Annotated in this window: 17 protein-coding genes and 4 tRNA genes; 5 read left to right on the top strand and 16 right to left on the bottom strand. The window is 68.8% G+C overall.

Features of this window, described 5'->3' with window-relative positions:
• Window positions 1-23 precede the first annotated feature (23 nt).
• The 3 genes from FE256_RS02405 to thrS are packed head-to-tail and all read right to left on the bottom strand — an operon-like array spanning window position 24 to window position 3,263.
• On the bottom strand, window positions 24-635 hold the full coding sequence (locus FE256_RS02405; protein ID WP_138172627.1) for a hypothetical protein: 612 nt from the start codon (window positions 633-635) through the stop codon (window positions 24-26).
• A 55-nt stretch (window positions 636-690) separates the two neighbouring features.
• Window positions 691-1,257 (bottom strand): HIT family protein, encoded by a 567-nt coding sequence (locus FE256_RS02400; protein ID WP_138172626.1) that lies wholly within the window; start codon window positions 1,255-1,257, stop codon window positions 691-693.
• Window positions 1,254-3,263, bottom strand: coding sequence for a threonine--tRNA ligase (gene thrS / locus FE256_RS02395; protein WP_138172625.1), 2,010 nt, complete (start codon window positions 3,261-3,263; stop codon window positions 1,254-1,256). Before thrS ends, FE256_RS02400 begins: the two co-directional genes overlap by 4 nt.
• A gap of 81 nt (window positions 3,264-3,344) precedes the next feature.
• On the opposite strand from thrS, the gene FE256_RS02390 reads away from it, so the two are divergent.
• Complete coding sequence (locus FE256_RS02390; RefSeq protein ID WP_138172624.1) at window positions 3,345-4,493, top strand: SLC13 family permease; 1,149 nt, start codon at window positions 3,345-3,347, stop codon at window positions 4,491-4,493.
• 4 nt (window positions 4,494-4,497) lie between these two features.
• Here FE256_RS02390 and FE256_RS02385 read toward each other — a convergent pair whose 3' ends face one another.
• From FE256_RS02385 to FE256_RS02375, 3 genes are all read right to left on the bottom strand, one after another.
• The gene (locus FE256_RS02385; protein ID WP_138172623.1) at window positions 4,498-4,890 is read right to left on the bottom strand and encodes a TIGR03618 family F420-dependent PPOX class oxidoreductase; all 393 of its coding nucleotides are present in this window, start codon (window positions 4,888-4,890) and stop codon (window positions 4,498-4,500) included.
• 47 nt (window positions 4,891-4,937) lie between these two features.
• Window positions 4,938-5,321 carry a DUF7882 family protein gene (locus FE256_RS02380; RefSeq protein WP_138172622.1) on the bottom strand — a complete coding sequence of 128 codons (384 nt, stop codon included), beginning with the start codon at window positions 5,319-5,321 and terminating at the stop codon, window positions 4,938-4,940.
• Window positions 5,322-5,487: 166 nt separating this feature from the next.
• Complete coding sequence (locus FE256_RS02375) at window positions 5,488-5,901, bottom strand: PPOX class F420-dependent oxidoreductase (RefSeq protein WP_138172621.1); 414 nt, start codon at window positions 5,899-5,901, stop codon at window positions 5,488-5,490.
• Window positions 5,902-6,074: 173 nt separating this feature from the next.
• Between FE256_RS02375 and FE256_RS02370 the strand changes: the two genes are divergently transcribed.
• A complete protein-coding gene (locus tag FE256_RS02370) occupies window positions 6,075-6,419 on the top strand; it encodes a hypothetical protein (protein ID WP_138172620.1) in 345 nt (114 codons plus the stop codon).
• A gap of 34 nt (window positions 6,420-6,453) precedes the next feature.
• Here the strand turns inward: FE256_RS02370 and FE256_RS02365 are convergent.
• The 3 genes from FE256_RS02365 to FE256_RS02355 all read right to left on the bottom strand — a co-directional run bounded on the left by FE256_RS02365 (window position 6,454) and on the right by FE256_RS02355 (window position 6,762).
• Window positions 6,454-6,528 (bottom strand) — tRNA-Val (locus FE256_RS02365).
• A 26-nt stretch (window positions 6,529-6,554) separates the two neighbouring features.
• Window positions 6,555-6,625: transfer RNA gene (locus tag FE256_RS02360), tRNA-Cys, on the bottom strand.
• A 64-nt stretch (window positions 6,626-6,689) separates the two neighbouring features.
• Window positions 6,690-6,762, bottom strand: a tRNA-Gly gene (locus FE256_RS02355).
• 152 nt (window positions 6,763-6,914) lie between these two features.
• Between FE256_RS02355 and FE256_RS02350 the strand changes: the two genes are divergently transcribed.
• From FE256_RS02350 to FE256_RS02340, 3 genes are all read left to right on the top strand, one after another.
• Window positions 6,915-6,987: transfer RNA gene (locus FE256_RS02350), tRNA-Val, on the top strand.
• Window positions 6,988-7,313: 326 nt separating this feature from the next.
• Entirely contained in the window at window positions 7,314-7,586 is a 273-nt protein-coding gene (locus FE256_RS02345) for a hypothetical protein (protein WP_138172619.1), read from the top strand.
• Between the two features lie 222 nt (window positions 7,587-7,808).
• Complete coding sequence (locus tag FE256_RS02340; protein WP_171024155.1) at window positions 7,809-8,294, top strand: DUF2510 domain-containing protein; 486 nt, start codon at window positions 7,809-7,811, stop codon at window positions 8,292-8,294.
• A gap of 58 nt (window positions 8,295-8,352) precedes the next feature.
• Here FE256_RS02340 and FE256_RS02335 read toward each other — a convergent pair whose 3' ends face one another.
• From FE256_RS02335 to FE256_RS02305, 7 genes are read right to left on the bottom strand one after another with little or no spacing between them, the layout of a single operon-like run.
• Window positions 8,353-9,036 carry a hypothetical protein gene (locus FE256_RS02335; RefSeq protein WP_138172617.1) on the bottom strand — a complete coding sequence of 228 codons (684 nt, stop codon included), beginning with the start codon at window positions 9,034-9,036 and terminating at the stop codon, window positions 8,353-8,355.
• On the bottom strand, window positions 9,033-9,455 hold the full coding sequence (locus FE256_RS02330; RefSeq protein ID WP_138172616.1) for a hypothetical protein: 423 nt from the start codon (window positions 9,453-9,455) through the stop codon (window positions 9,033-9,035). Before FE256_RS02330 ends, FE256_RS02335 begins: the two co-directional genes overlap by 4 nt.
• Before the next feature lies 1 nt (window position 9,456).
• Window positions 9,457-10,464, bottom strand: coding sequence for a DUF8696 domain-containing protein (locus FE256_RS02325; RefSeq protein WP_138172615.1), 1,008 nt, complete (start codon window positions 10,462-10,464; stop codon window positions 9,457-9,459).
• 17 nt (window positions 10,465-10,481) lie between these two features.
• Window positions 10,482-12,920 (bottom strand): immunoglobulin domain-containing protein, encoded by a 2,439-nt coding sequence (locus FE256_RS02320; RefSeq protein WP_138172614.1) that lies wholly within the window; start codon window positions 12,918-12,920, stop codon window positions 10,482-10,484.
• The gene (locus FE256_RS02315; protein WP_138172613.1) at window positions 12,920-15,355 is read right to left on the bottom strand and encodes a phage tail tape measure protein; all 2,436 of its coding nucleotides are present in this window, start codon (window positions 15,353-15,355) and stop codon (window positions 12,920-12,922) included. Before FE256_RS02315 ends, FE256_RS02320 begins: the two co-directional genes overlap by 1 nt.
• 2 nt (window positions 15,356-15,357) lie before the next feature.
• Window positions 15,358-15,540, bottom strand: a complete 183-nt coding sequence (locus FE256_RS02310) for a hypothetical protein (RefSeq protein ID WP_138172612.1) — start codon at window positions 15,538-15,540, stop codon at window positions 15,358-15,360.
• 29 nt (window positions 15,541-15,569) lie between these two features.
• A complete protein-coding gene (locus FE256_RS02305) occupies window positions 15,570-15,962 on the bottom strand; it encodes a hypothetical protein (RefSeq protein ID WP_138172611.1) in 393 nt (130 codons plus the stop codon).
• Window positions 15,963-15,964 lie beyond the last annotated feature (2 nt).

Below are 15,964 nucleotides of genomic sequence, written 5' to 3'. Positions count from 1 at the left end.
CCGCCACGCCCCGGCGAGCGGCGTCAGCCGCCGTAGACCTCCGTGTACGCCTCGATCCAGGCGTCGCCGTCGTCGGGGCAGAGGAACGTCGTGCCGAAGACCATGACGCTCGCGATGGGCGCCTCGGCGGACGTGCGGTCGTCGCCCTGCAGATCGGCGGGGACGAGCTGGGCGAACAGGGGCGACGTGGCCACGTGCGTCCGCAGCAGATCGGCGTCGATCGCGTGGGCGTTCAAGATCGCGGTCTCGCAGGCATCAGCGGCGAGGGCCAGTGACAGGCTCTCCTCCTGCGCGGTCCACGCGGCGCCCTGCTCCTCGACGTACGCCTTCTGCTGCGCGATGAACTCCTTCTGCTCGGGGGTGACGGCCACGAGCGGTGTGCCGTCCAAGGGCAGCTGCTGCTCCTCGAAGAACCGGTCGCGCTCGGCGAACGCGTCGCCCCACTCGTCGCCGGCGTCGGGGCTGGCCGAGGCGTCGGGAAGCGGCGTCGGGGTGGACGGGTCGGCGGGTGCCGTGAGGGGCGCTCCGGCCCCCTCGGGGCCGAGGGGGCTCGGGAGTCGAATGCACCCGGTGGTGGTGCCGAGCGCCGTGGCGACGATGAGCGACAGGACGAGGGGACGGACGAGAGCCTTCATCTGGCCACCGTAGCCGCGGGACCCTCGATCGATCGGCGGGGTTGCGCGGCGGAGGTCAGGCGTTCCAGGCGGCGGCGACCGTACGCCGCACGTCGCCGAGCAGCTGTGGCAGCGCCTTGGTCTTGGCGATGATCGGGAAGAAGTTGGCATCCGACGCCCACCGCGGAACGATGTGCTGGTGCAGGTGCGCGTCGACGCCGGCGCCCGCGATCGCCCCCTGGTTCATGCCGAGGTTGAAGCCGTCGCAGCGCGACACCTCGCGGAGCACCCGCATCCCCCGCTGCGTCAGCGCACCGATCTCCGCCACCTCTTCGTCAGTCGCCTGGTCGTACGTGGCGATGTGACGGTACGGGCAGACGAGCAGGTGTCCCGAGTTGTACGGGAACAGGTTGAGCAGGACGTACGCGCTCTTCCCGCGCGCGACGATCAGGCCGTCCTCGTCGGACTTGTCCGGAGCCGCGCAGAACGGGCAGTGCAGTTCCATCGGTTCACGCCCGGCCGAGATGTATGCCATGCGGTGCGGCGTCCACAGGCGCTGGAACTCGTCCGGCACGCCCGGAAGCTCCGCGGCGGCGGCGAGGGCTTCGTCGCCGGCCGCGGTGGCATCCGGTTCTGTCGTCACGCGAGGTCCTCGGCGGTGTCGACCAGCGTGCGGCCCGCGATCGCGCCGGTGATGCGCGCGACGGCCTCGTCGACGGGGATGCCGTTGAGCTGCGTGCCGTCGCGGAAGCGGAACGAGACCGTGCCACCGGCGCGGTCCTGCTCGCCGGCGATCAGCTGCAGCGGCACCTTCTGCGTGGTGTGCGTGCGGATCTTCTTCTGCATGCGGTCGTCGCTGTGGTCAACCTCGGCACGGACGCCCTTCGCGCGCAGCTCGGCGACGATGCCGTCGAGATACTCGCCGTACTCTTCGGCGACGGGGACGGCGACGACCTGCACGGGCGAGAGCCACACCGGGAAGGCGCCGACGTAGTGCTCCAGGAGGATCGCGAAGAACCGTTCTACCGAACCGAACAGGGCGCGGTGGATCATCACGGGGCGGTGCTTCTCGCCGTCCGGGCCGGTGTACTCGAGCTCGAACCGCTCGGGCTGGTTGAAGTCGAGCTGGATCGTCGACATCTGCCACGTGCGGCCGATGGCGTCGCGGGCCTGCACCGAGATCTTGGGGCCGTAGAACGCCGCGCCGCCCGGGTCGGGCACGAGCTCGAGACCGGAGGCCTCGGCGACCTCGCGGAGGGTCTCGGTCGCCTCGGTCCACAGCGCGTCGTCGCCGATGAACTTGGGGTTGCCCTCTTCCTTCGTCGACAGCTCGAGGTAGAAGTCGTTCAGGCCGTAGTCGCGCAGCGTCTGGAGCACGAAGTCGAGGCTGTGGGTCAGCTCGCCCTTGACCTGGTCGGCCGTGACGTAGATGTGGGTGTCGTCCTGGGTCATGCCGCGCACGCGCGTGAGCCCTGCGAGCGTGCCGCTCTTCTCGTAGCGGTAGACCGACCCGAACTCGCTCAGGCGCAGCGGCAGCTCGCGGTAGCTGCGCCCGCGCGAGCGGAAGATCAGGTTGTGGAAGGGGCAGTTCATGGGCTTGAGGTAGTACTCCTGGCCCTCGCGCGACACGTGCCCGTCGGCATCCACGACCTCGTCGAGCACCATCGGGGGGTACATGCCGTCGGCGTACCACTGCAGGTGACCGCTGGTCATGAACAGGTCGCCCTTGGTGATGTGGGGCGTGTTCACGACCTGGTACCCGCTGGCGAGCAGGCGCTCGCGCATGTACCGCTCGATCTCGTACCGGATGATCCCGCCCTTGGGGTGGAAGACGCTCAGCCCCGGACCGATCTCGTCCGGGAACGAGAAGAGGTCGAGATCCTTGCCGAGCTTGCGGTGGTCGCGCTTCGCGGCTTCCTCGAGGCGGTGCTGGTAGGCGCGGAGATCGTCCTTCGTCGCCCACGCGGTGCCGTAGATGCGCTGCAGCTGCGGGTTCTTCTCGCTGCCGCGCCAGTAGGCGCCCGCGATGCGCGTGAGATCCCAGCCGTTGCCGATGAGACGCGTGCCCGGGACGTGAGGTCCACGGCAGAGGTCTTTCCACACCGTCTCGCCGTCGCGGTTCACGTTGTCGTAGATCGTGAGCTCGCCGGCACCGACCTCGACGTTCGCCCCTTCGGCGGCCTCAGCCGAGCCGCCCTTCAGGCCGATGAGCTCGAGTTTGAACGGCTCGTCGACGAGTTCGGCCCGCGCCTCGTCGTCGGTGACGACGCGACGGACGAAGCGCTGGTTCTCGCGGACGATGCGCTCCATCTCTTTCTTGATGACCTTGAGGTCGTCGGGAGTGAAGGGATCGTCGACCTGGAAGTCGTAGTAGAACCCGTCGGTGACGGGCGGGCCGATGCCGAGGTTCGCCTGCGGCTTGACGCGCTGCACCGCCTGGGCGAGGACGTGCGCGGTGGAGTGCCGCAGGATCGACAGGCCCTCGGGGCTGTCGATCGTGACCGGCTCGACCTCGTCGTCGGCCGTGACGGTCGTGGCGAGGTCTTTCAGCTCACCGTTCACGCGCAGGGCGACGACCGAACGGTCGGGGAAGAGGGCGAAGCCGTCGGCGGGGTAGGTCTGCTCCGACGGCAGGGCGGCATCAGTCAAGGCGGTCTCCTGGATGGGTCGATTCCAGGCTACCCGTCGGGCGTGGCCTCGACGGCACGCGGCGTGCTCCATAGTGGAGCGGTGACTCTGGCCATCATCGGCGGCGTGCTCTGGATCCTCGGCGCGGTCGCCCTCCTCACCGGGATGCTGCCCGCCGACGAGGCCCTCGCCGTCGCCGACCGCGTCTGGCCGATCCTGCTGTTCGTCGTCGCGGTCACCGTGGTGGCGGAGCTGGCATCCAAGGCGGGGCTCTTCGACGTCGTCGCTGCGCGCCTCGCGCGCCTCGCGCAGGGGCGGACAGTGTGGCTCTGGGTTCTCGTCGTGGCCCTGGCGACCGTGGCGACGGCGTTCCTGTCGCTCGACACGACGGCCGTGCTGCTGACCCCGGTGGTGGTGGCGATGGCGGTCGCACGCAAGCTCGACCCGCTGCCTTTCGCGTTCGTGACGGTGGTCCTGGCCAATACCGCGTCGCTGGTGCTTCCCGTGTCCAACCTCACCAACCTGCTGGCATCCGCTGCGCTCGGCGGACACGACCCGCTGGCGTTCCTCGCGCTCCTCGGACCCTCGGCACTCATCGCGATCGCCGTGTCCGTCGCGGTCCTCACCGCCGTGTTCCTGCGAAAACTGCCTCGCACCTACCCGGATGCCGCCGCCCCCGCCGTCGCCGATCCCGTGCTGCTGCGCGTCTCGGCGATCGTCACGCTCGCGCTTCTGCCGTTGCTGGTGATCGGGCTCGACCCGTGGATGCCGGCTCTCGCGGCCGCTGTCGTGCTCGTGGCCGTGTTCGCCGTGCGCGCGCCGCGGGCTCTCGGCATCCGTCTCGTCCCCTGGTCGCTCCTCGTCTTCGCGGGTGGGTTGTTCCTGGCCGTGGGCGCCCTGGAGGCCATCGGGATCGGTCGGATCACCTCGGTGCTGGCCGGAACGGGCGAAGATCTGACCGCGCTCTGGCAGCTCGCGGGGGTCGGCGCGCTCGCGGCGAACGGCATCAACAATCTGCCCGCGTACTTGGCGATGGAATCGGTGGCGGGCTCCCCCGCGCGTCTCGCGGCCCTGCTGATCGGGGTGAACGCGGGCCCGATCGTGACGCCGTGGGCGTCGCTGGCGACGCTGCTGTGGCACGACCGGCTGGTCGCGGCCGGGGTCCAGGTGCGATGGAGCCGGTTCGTGCTGATCGGCGCGGTGATCGCTCCGCTGATCCTCGTGCTGGCGGTGCTCCCGCTGGCGCTGTGAGCGCTCAGTCCTCGTAGGTGTGGGCCGAGGCGCGGCGCGGCTCGACGAACCAGACGGCGAGCCCCGAACGCATCGAGTAGGGCTCACCGGTGTAGAGGCGGGAGATGCGGTCGACGAACGGCATCGCATCGTCGCCGTCGAGGCGATCGGTGGCCACACCGCGCACGAACGCCATCGCGAACGGGTTGTCGGCTCCGGTCACCGAAACGGCCACGCGAGGGTCGCGTCGGAGGTTCTTGTCCTTGAGCTTGTCGATTTCGGTGAAGAACATGAGCCGATCCCCGTCCGCGTCGACCCAGAGGGGCACGGAGTGCGGGGAACCGTCGCGCATGAGCGTGGACAGGTGGGCGATGGCGGTCGTCTCGAAGATCGGCCGTGCCGCGTTCCAGTCGGTCATGTCCTCCTGAACGGCCCGTGACGGCGCGGGTATTCCCCGCGCGGGTGTCAGACGGTGGCCGGCTGGGCGACCTGCGTGTTCGGCACCTCGCGGAACACCATCTCCGGGCGCGGCTCGGGCTCTCGCGACGCGGACTCGTCGGGCTCGGGGATCACGTACAGACCGCGTCCGGAGTTGGCGTTGTACGTCAGCGCGTGCAGCCAGGAGTTGCTCAACTGCGGGTTTCGGCTGCCGTGATACTTGAACACCATCGACACGTGCGGATGGACGTACACCGTCGTGCGTCCCCCGCCGATACTGATGTCGTCCTTCCACGTGAAGGGGAAGCTCTCACCGCGGCGCACCTTGGCCATGATCACGGCCTGCAGGTGGGCCAGCAGACGATCCTCGAACTCGACCTTGATGCTGCTGTCGTAGATGAACTTCCCCACGGGTACCTCCGAGAGCGCATCCCCGAGAGACCGCGCATTCCTGAACAGAATGACGAACGCGGATGCCGGGGGATGCCACCGCTATGGATATCCACCCTCGCGCGGTTCTCGAGGTGGGGCACCCGCTTGCATTCGCCGAGGAATCTCGCTAGCGCGGTCGGGTAGGTCAATCGGAGCGGGAGATACGCAGAATGACGCGGTCGCCGGGGCGCCGTTGGACGCGGCGCACGAGTGCTTCGAACCCCGTGATCGCGCGGAACTGCCATCCGTACTTGCGACGGAACGCCGCACCCGCGCGGCCGTCCTCGGTGCTCGGGCCCGCGATCCGGGCGCGGGCCTGGACGGTGATGGCATCCGGCTCGACCGCGCCCATCCGCGAACACGGGCGCAGGGTCACCCTCGGGTCGTTCCGAAGGCGTTTGACCTTGCCGGTGTTGCGCTCGGTGGTGACGAGGAGTTCGTCGCCGTCGCGTGCGATCCAGACGGGTGTGGCGACCTCCTCGCCGTTTCGGCGGAACGTTCCGAACGAGACGAAGGACGACGACGCGATCTCGCGCCAGAGGGTGTCGGGGACGGTCATGGTCCTACGCTAAGCGGCTTCGCGTCCGCGGCAACGGGGATTGCGGAGGACGCGCATTCGCGCTCAGGTGAGAATGCGGAAGTGCCGAGTCGCCCACTGTTCACACGAATGGAACACGCCGTGCCTCGTCGTGGGGTGGGGTCCGTGCGACCCTTCGAGAGGAGGAGGTTCGCATGTCCCGCCACCACATCGCGACCCACGTCTATGACTACCGCGAGGGTTGGGTCCGCATCGCCCCGACGGCCATGACCTACGAGCACGCGCTCGACCTGCGGGATCAAGGTTTCACCCTGGTGCGCTCCCGTCGCGGCTGGTTCGGAACGCGCGAGTTGCCGGTGAGCTGGTACATCCGACGCGGCCGGCCGGAGTCCGCCGATCCGTCGATCCGAAACGTCTCCCCCGCCCCCGAGCAGGCCCCCAGGCCAGGTGAGCGGCTCCGCGACGTCGTCGAGCATCCGCCTCAGCCTGCGGCGGGTAGGGCGCGCAAGCGCGACCGGGATCGCGAAGCCGGACGTTAGAAAAAGAAAACCCCCGGCGAGCCGGGGGTTTCTGTGGTGCGCGATACTGGGATCGAACCAGTGACCTCTTCCGTGTCAGGGAAGCGCGCTACCGCTGCGCCAATCGCGCCTATGAAGGCTGTTCAGTTGTCGTCGAGGTGGCGACGGGATTCGAACCCGTGTAAACGGCTTTGCAGGCCGGTGCCTAGCCGCTCGGCCACGCCACCGTGTGTGGTTCGACCCACGTGTCATGATCGTTCGCCGGGAACCTGACGAATATCTTCACACTCGAGCGGATGACGAGACTCGAACTCGCGACCCCAACCTTGGCAAGGTTGTGCGCTACCAACTGCGCTACATCCGCATTTTGTTCCCGGGGCTTGCCCCGAGCACTCGTAAGACATTACCCGATTCCGGGGCGTGCGCAAAACCAGACGCGGCCCGCGCGTGTCCATCGTCGTGGTCGGAACGGTCCCCGCGGATCGGGTAAGGTAGTCGAGTCCCGTTGGGGACGAAGGGCGATTGGCGCAGTTGGTAGCGCGCTTCCTTCACACGGAAGAGGTCATCAGTTCGAGTCTGGTATCGCCCACAATGAAACCCCCGATCAGTCGGGGGTTTCTTGTTTGTGACCTCGCGAATCAGGGGTCGCGTGGAGCAAACGTGGAGCAGGCTGCCCCCGACTCTCGACTGACGTCGGTAGCTCTGACGCCTTACGTTCGACGGCATGACTTTGCCGCCCCCGCTGTCCTGCCCTGTCTGCGGGACGGTGATCGCAGCGACGTGGTGTCACGCGTGCCGACTCGATGTCGTGCCGGTGTCGGCCCCGCAACGTACCCTGATCTCCTCGGCCGGAGAAAGGACATCCGGCCACCCGTGGGAACGAACAGACGCTACGCCGACGCCGTCGACCGGCGCATGAACGACCGCGCGCTCGTCACCATCGCGCGCGGCGCCCCGCCCCAGACCCTGACCGATGTCGAGCTGCGACTTGACGAAGTGCCGTTGACGATCGATCCGAAGCCGCGGCGCAAGGTCAGGGCTTGGGTACGGTTCGGCAGCGTTCCAGTGCGCGTCGAAGCCCTCGCCGCACGGTGGACCCCGGACGCGGTCGGCATCGTCTTCCAGATCGAGGAAACCGAATACCGGTGCTGGATCTGGTCGAGCGCCGCTGACGAACATCCGAGCTGAGATCACCTGCCCAGCCGTCGCGGGCGGCCACGCGCTACGGCTGACGCCCATAACGCGTCGCGCCCGCCGGTCAGCACGACGGGTCGCGCCGCGCCGGTGTCACGCGACGCGTCGGGGATGCCTGCGCGACGCGTTCCGCGTTGCCCGCTCGACGCCTGTTCACCCACCGTCCTCACCGTCGCGCTACGCTCCGGCGCGCACACAGAGGAGGACAGGCCGAAAATGAGCGCACCCGCAGGCTGGTATCCCGACCCCGAGCGCCAGGGCTTGCAGCGCCACTGGAACGGCGAGGCCTGGACCAACGACCGACGCGCGACGCCGTCTCCTCGCGCCCCCCTGGCGCGGCGCCGCATGAGCCCTCACGCGATTCTCGCCTCCGCGCTGGGGGTGGGCGCGATGCTCATCCTCACGATCGTCATCGTCGTGTCACTCGCCAACAGGAGCGAGCCGATTTCCTCCGCCGCCCAATACTCTCCGGCCGAGTACGACTACCTCGTGGCGGTCCGCGACATCGTGAACGTTCCGTGGTCAGCCGACGTCGAGTCGCACATGCTCGAGACAGGTCACCAGGCTTGCGATCTGTACGCCGACTTCCCCGACATCCCGCGGTCCGAGATGGTGGAGCGAGCGCGCGGCTACGGCGCAGCGACCGACGAGCGCCTGGCGGCCGTGTTCGCCGAGGCCTCGGCGCACCTTTGCCCCCGGTAAAGACGAAAGCTCCCCCTCCCAGCCGCCGTGTGAAGGGGGCCGGGAGGGGGAGCTTTCGTCAGAGAGCGAGACGTCCAGCGAGGGACGGGAAGAGGGTCACCCAGTGGGCGTAGATCGCCGTAGCGGTGGGCGCGTCGCCGCCCATCAATTGCTTGAAGGTAGCCGGATCGCCCTGGATTATGCACCGCCATTGCTCGGCCATCCACTCACGGATGTTCGTCGCACCGTAGTAAGCCGAGGGGATCTGCGCATGCCGCGCGGCCCACGTTTCGGCGAACGGCGTGCCGTAGTTCAGCGCTGAGAGTGGACCCCACGGCGTACCACGGAGGTACGTCAGCACCGCGTCGATGTGGTGCCCGAACTCATGGACGATCGCAGACGCACCGTCGCGATAGTTCGTCGCACACGCGATCTTGTGGTTATGGAAGATCGCGTCGGCACCTCCGACCGTCGCGGAATCGTACAGCCCGGCGTAGTTCGATGCCCACCCGATCCACGCGCCCGGGCCGTCCGCCAACCAGGTCGCTGACCCGAACCGGTACGTCAGCCGCGTAAGCCGCACGCCGCCGTAGAGATACCACTGCTCCATCTCGGCACGGATCACCGCGGGGATGCGCGCGTACTCCACCTCCCATGCAGCCCGCTGGGCGGCGAGGTTCGCGGAGGGCTCAGCGAACTGGACCGGGATCACCGACGAGGCCACGGGCACGCGGACGGGTGCTGTCGGCGGCTGGACGATCACACGTACTCCCACCAAACCTGTACGACCGCGTCGGCCGGCACGCCACCCGTCGTCACTGCCGTGATATCGACGGTGAGCAGCGCGCCCGCGGTGATCGTCGGGCCGGTCACCGAGACTCCCGCGCGGCGCGTCGACCGATCCAGCCCGACCGTTGCGTATGACGCCGTGTTGACGGAGAGCGCGGCGACCACCTGCCCGGATGCGCCGCCGAGGGTGCCGACGGTGATCCCCAGCCGAGTGACCTTGATCGGTGCGGGCGGGGACTCCCACAGCAGCACGCCCGAGCGCACCGCGAGATCGCCCGCGAAAGCCCAGGTGACGCACTGCGCACCCCCGCCCGTCGCCTGGGCCGGGAGTACGCCGGGGTCGAGCTTGCCGTTGGCGTCGAGGACCGGGATGTGCACACGCTGGTCCGTCATGTCAGTCCCCCGTCACCGTGATGATCGCCGCGTCCGTCGTTACCGAGCCGGACGTGTTGGTGAACGTCGCGCGGAACCGCGGCGACGGTCCTCCCGCGAACACGGTCCCCGCGTACGTCGTGTCCGTCGCGCCCGCGATCGTCTTCCACGTGGCCCCGTTATCCAGGCTGGTGTACCACTGCATAGAGGTCGCGCCGGTCGCCGCCGCGGTCAGCGTCAGCGATGCTCCGGAGGCGACCGTCTGTGACTGCGGCTGCGTCGTCACGACGGGCGCCGACCCCCCACCGCCCCCACTCGCGGTGACCGTCAGCGTCGCGGCTTGTGTCGCCACCGAACCTGATGCGTTCGTGAAGATCGCACGGTACTGCTTGCCGTCGTCAGCGACCGCGACAGAGGGGATGGTGTAGCTGGCGCTCGTCGCACCCGCGATGTCCGCCCACGCTCCTCCGTTGATTTGCCACTGCACCGTCGGTGCGGGCGTCCCGCTCGCGGAAGCGGTGAACACGGCGACGGCACCAGCTACCCTCGTGAGGCTCGCCGGCTGCTGAACGACGACGGGCGCGGCCGGCGTCGCCCGGGGTGCCACGACGAGCACGACCGACCCGGGCACGGCCGGGTCCGTCTCGAGAGACACTTCTGCGCCGGCCTGCTCGAGCACGCTCAGCCGCCCATCCAGCGCCGACCACCGCGGCACCTGCACGGGCTGCACGGGCACGGTCGAGAGGTCGACGTCGGGAAGCGCGGTGAACAGCACCGGTCCCGCACCGGAGGGCACGAGCACCCACCGTTCGGAGATCCCCTCGACCCCGTCGACCGCGATGTACCACGCGCCGGCCGACAGCGTGGCATCCGCCGCGCCGGCCACGAGCGGCACCTGAAACTCGGCGACGGAACGGTAGACGCCGGTCACCGCTTCGGGCTCGAGCAGCGCACAGCGCACTCTCTCCCCTGCGGGTGCGTCGTCGCCGTCCGGTGTCGGATCGGCGAATCGGAACTGAATCACGGGCATGATCTCTCCCTCTTGCTTTATGAGACGGTCAGGCGCGCTGCGCGCGTCCAGTCGTCACCTGTCGGGCCGATGACGTTGCACCGGTAGCGGCTGCCGTTGTCCGACAGCGCTACCCCCGTCCGGGTGTAGCTGGCTCCGGTCGCACCGGGGATCGGCGTCCACGTCGCGCCGGGCCGCGGCTGCTGCTGCCACTGGTAGCTGCTCACATCGCTCGCAGCGACAGCGAACGTCGCGTCGTCGCCTGCGAACACCGAGGCGTCCGCGGGTTGCGCGGTGACGCGAGGCAGCGTCCCGGGGATCTGCCGGAGCCCGTACGTCCCGACGATCCCGTTCTCAACGTCACGGGATACCGTCAACCTCACGGATGTGATCCGGGCGACGAACCCCGGGAGCTTGCCTCGCCAGTCACTCACCCGCACCGGGTCGCCGATCTGCCACCGCGGATCGGCCGGCACGGTGATGTCCGATACCTGCGCGCGCGGCTTGGACGTGTCAGCGAGCAGCCCGTCCACGAATGTCGCCACCCGGGCGGCATCTTGCCGCCACGGGCTCTGTGCAAGCTCGTGCGTGCGCGTGCCCCATGCGGTCACACCCGCCGTGTTCGAGCGATCGACGACCAACTCGACGGCCTTTCCCGACTCAAACGCCGTGCCGTTGATCCATAGCCCGGGATCTCCGGCCTTCATCCCGAACGGGGTGTTGTCCGTCACCCACTCCGAAGGCCACGCCGCGTACAGGACGAACCCGCTGCTGTTCACGAACGTCACCCGCCAGGACGTCATGCTGACCGGCGACAGCCACGCCCGAACCTGCCCCCCGGTGTACCGCGTCGCGCCGGATGCGGAGTAGCAGAGCACCACCGCGGCGGGCGCCTGCCACGCCCCCGCCGCGGTCGTAATGACCGACATCGCCTGCGTATCGACGACGAGCGGAGTCGACGAGGTCACCAGCACAGAGGAAGTCCCGACCGGGATAGAAATGCCCGAGTCCGGCGCGTCGGCCACAACGGACGGCTTATCGTTGTCCGGTCCCGGAGCCCACGGTGTGCCGGTGACGCTACGAACCTTCGCGGTAACCCGCGTGATCAGAGCGTCGGCGGAGACGGTGGGACGTACGTCATCGACGAGATCCACGCCCCACGTCGCGACAGGCACGGTGACTGCGGCGAGGTCCGCGCGTGAGCGGAAGAAGAACCGGCCGGCCTCACTGAACCCGACCATGCCGAGTTCGGCCTGCGCGATCTCCTGCGCCACCGCCCACGACTCCCGCCCATCGACATCCGGGATGCTCACAAGATCGAGGGCGCCGAGGGACACGTCCGCTTCCGACACGAACCCGACCACGGCCGAGGTCGGCTGCGCAGGGGTGTTGACTTGCCCCTCACGCCAGTAGACAGCGACAGCCTGCACGCCAGGCGACCACCGCAACGTGTCGACGTCAGACGTCGTCGCACCACCCGGCCAGGGACTCGTCGAAGACGCGGCCTCGACGCCGTCAATCCACAGCTTCGCGTACGCGATCGGCCCCACCTCCACACAGAGGTGGTGCCAACCAGCCGATACGGGGGCGCTGATCAGCGTGCTCGAAGTGCCCAAGTCGCGCCGCCACACCACAGCCGCAGCCCCCGCGGTGACGTCAAGAGTGACAGCCTCCCCGACGTAGCTCGCCAAGCGGAGCACCTGCGGAATGTCCTGACCAGCGACAACCCGCACCCACGCCTCGAACATCGTCGAGTTCCCCACGAACGCGCGCCGGTTGGCGAGGTAGCCGACGATGATCTCCGCCGAGCCGTCCGGATTCGCGGCAGCCGCCGGACCGAACCGGCCCGCCGTCCACGTCGAGGACACGGACGCACCCCGCGGGACCGTCCACCCGATGTCCGCGAGCCACCCACCGACGCCCGGGACGGACAGCTCGCACGACGTCGACCGCGGGGCCGGCGTCACCCGGATGCCGTTCGCGTGCAGAATCGACACGATCACACCGGCCGTGTTCGTCGGATGCCGGAATACACCGACGCTGCCGTACGGGCGCAGCCGGACAGGCACGGTGAGCCGTTCGCTCGCGTCGCGCGCGTCGACACGCAGCGATCCGTCGCCCTCGGCCGCGTCCAGTCGCGACACCCGCCCAGAGAACACCGGCACCTCGAGCCCGCCGTATCCCAGACGCACGTCCACCTGCGACGTCAGCCAGGAGGCCGCGTCGCGCATCGGGACGGGTGCTGCCGCCCCGTTCGCGTCACCGTCGACTCGGAGCGTGGCCGAAACTCCCCCGACGACATCAGACGCCGAGGGAGGCAGCTCGCCCGACATCTGACGCTCGATCACAAGAGCCTCGGCCCACCCGGACGCCGACGCCACATCGTCACCCGGGGTCGCCACGACAGCATGCACGGTCAACGTGTCGGCCGAACGCGACGCCAACGCCTCATCGAACCCGCTCGGACCAGCCTGCATCAGCGCCTCCCTCGCTCCTCTTTCACGAACGCCTCGTACAGCACCCTGCGGTCCAGCTCGAGCACGACGTGCGTCACACCACCGCCACCTCCGAAGCCGTGCTCGGATGCCCGGCTGAGCGGCACGACCGCTTCGGGGCCAGCCTCGCCGATCAGCGCGAGTGTCGGTCCGAGCACGACACCGCCCGACGCCAGAGCCGGCACGATGATGTCGGGCACAGACAGATGCGCCCCGGGGAATCCGAGGAACCCGGGAAGCTGGATATCGACCGCGCCGACCGTGTTGTTCCACAACCACGCGAACGCTGTAGCGATCCCATGACCAGCCTCGAGCAGACCGCGCCCGAGGCTGGCGATACCCACTCCCGCCTGTAGGGGAAGGGAGTTGAACCACCCGACCACCTCGCCCACCTTGCCGCCAACCCAGTCGACGCCGTCACCAATCCAGGTCGAGACGTTGGTCCAGGCCTCGCCCATCCACTTCGTGACGTCATCCCAATTCGTCCACAGCCACACCACCGCCGCGACCAGCAGTCCGATCGCGACGATGATCGCGAGGATGATCCACGTCACCGGAGACGCGTACCACGCCGCATTATTTGCCACGGTCGCCGCTGTGTTCGCGACGGTCGCCGCGGTCGCCACCGTCTGCGCTGCCCGGAAAGTCGCGATCGCCACCGCGAGGCCTCCGACGGCGCCCACAGCGCCCAGGACGTCCCCGCCGAACGCTGCCACCCAGATACCCGCGTCGCCCATCACGCCGCTCCACTCGAGGAAGTCGGTCACCGAGTTCTGCACGGCACGTCGCTGCGCCTCAATCTGCGCTTGCGGCCCCTCCTCGATCGTCGTCGCGAGCTGCTGCGAGGCTCCCGCCACCCGCCCCAGAGAGTCCACGGCTGTGCTCGGGTTCATCGCGTACAGCGCACCTTGCAGATCCTCCGCCTTGGTGCCGAAGAGCTGCACGGCAAGGGCGTTGCGCTCCACCGGGTCGGTGACCCCGAGGAGCCCATCTCGCACCATCTGGAGCGCCCGCTGCGCGTCCGGTCCACCGGAGGCGATAGCGGCTGCGGCCCACTCGCCGTCAATACCGAGGCGGCGGTACGCCTTGCCGAGCGCAGTGGAATCGTCGGCCGCGTTGGCGTTCGCCTTCGCGGCGGCGTCGGTCGCCTCCGTAACGGACTTCTGCGCGTTCGCGAGGGAGTCCTGCGCAGACTGCACCCCCTGCGACCCTTCGACGCCGGCCTGGTCAGCCCTCGCCTTTTCGTCGGCGAGCGCTCGGGTTTCCTTGCGCTGCTGCTCGAGCTGAAAGACCGCTTGGTCGTAGGCCAGCTTCGCCTCCGCTGCGTCCAGCCCCGACGGCGTCGGCGCGCTGCGCGCCGCGTCGAGGTCGCGCTTGGCGCGGTCGACGGCGTCCTGGAGAGCCGCCTGCTCACCGGCAGTGACGCGGTTCCCGAGAGAGCGCTGACGTTCTATCGCCGCCGCGTAGTCAGCTTCCGCCGAGGCGATGGTGTCGGAGTTTCCACTACCGACGGCCTTGAGTCGCTCTTGCGCACGCTGCACGGCAAGCTCTGCGCCGCGCTCTGACAACTGTGATCCGGCTAGGCGGTCGGCGAGCGCATCGAGATCCCGCACCGCCTGCTGCCGTGCTGCGTTCAGGCCCTCTTGCGCGCGCGTCTCGTCACGCTGCGCCCGCGCGAGGCTCTCCCCCGCCTGCTGTGCCGCAGCCATCGCCGCAGCCGTGTCCGCCGTCGACCGCCGTACCGGTTCCTGCCCGCGAATGACGAACTCCTTGAGAGCGTCCGCGAGGAAGTCGCTGTTACGCGCGCCCGCGGCCATGCCCTGACTCAGAAGCCCGAGTGACTGTTGCCCGTCGAGGCCGAGTTTCCTGAAGAACGGGGAGTACTCGATGAAGGTGTCCAACAGATCGTCGCCCTGGTTGGCGACGGACTGGAGTCCGGCAGCCGTGATGTCGAACGCCTGGTCGGCATCCTTGGCGAGTCCGTTTCGGAGCAGAGCGCCCGCGGCGCCCGTCGTCTTGATGACGTCCTGCTCCATGACGTCGGAGAGGGTGGTGGCCTTCGTGACGAGATCGGTCATTTCGCCGTCAGCGAAGTTGCCGATGTTGCGGCGAACGGCGGAGATCGCAGCGTCCACGTCGGCGCGGTCGGCGAACCCCTTCGACCAGACGTCACCCGCGATCGCTCCCCACCGTGCCGATTCGTCGGCCGTCGCGCCGAGCGACGCCGCCAGACGGGCGTTCGCCTGCCCTGTATCGGCAGCGCCAGCGAACGCTTCGGTAACCTGCGCCTTCGCCCAGGCCGTTGCGATCGTCGCAGCGGCGCCGATAGCGACCGCCTCGAAGCCCTTGAAGACCTGCCGGGCCTGAGCGTCGTCGGCGAGGATGTTGATCTGGAAATCTTTCGCCGCACCGGGCATGGTTACCCCCTACTTCGACGGGAGCGCGATTCGGGCTCGCGCTGCTTCTGCTCTCGATAAGCGATTTCCGCGTCCACCGCGAGAGCCAACTGCTCCCACAGGTCGACATCCATCGCGTAGATCACATCGGGCGTGTAGCTCGGCCACATGTCCCCCCGGCCCACGACGAAGATGCGCTTGCGCACCTGATCCTCGGTATAGGGCTCGGCTTTGTTCAGTCGGTCGACGGCGGCGCTGTTGGTGCCGCGGGATCGCCGCCCGCGGCCTCCGTCGCGGAAGGGTTGTGGCTCTGCTCACCCTCCGCCTTCGCGTCGGCGACCGCCTCCGCATCGGCGATCTCACCTGCCCCGTGTCGCATGCGGCCGTGCCAGTACCGAATGCGTTCGTCGTCGAGCAGATCCGGCATCCGCTCCGGCACGCCGTTGCGGTGCAGGGTGGCGAAGACGGAGATCGTGACCGCCCAATCGACGGACTGGATCACGTCGACCATGTCGGCGGGCGAGGTCTTGAACTCACGCCGGTACTGCGACTGCGCCAGGATTTTCTCCTGCACGTTGGGCTTGATGACGTCGACCTCGCGGCCGTCGTCGAGAACGAGTGTGGGCACGT

It is taken from the genome of Microbacterium sp. 5K110 (assembly GCF_005774735.1).
In the GTDB taxonomy this organism is placed as follows: Bacteria; Actinomycetota; Actinomycetes; order Actinomycetales; family Microbacteriaceae; genus Microbacterium.
The sequence above is the reverse complement of the archived record's forward strand: the minus strand, read 5'-3'. Positions and strand labels throughout refer to the sequence as shown.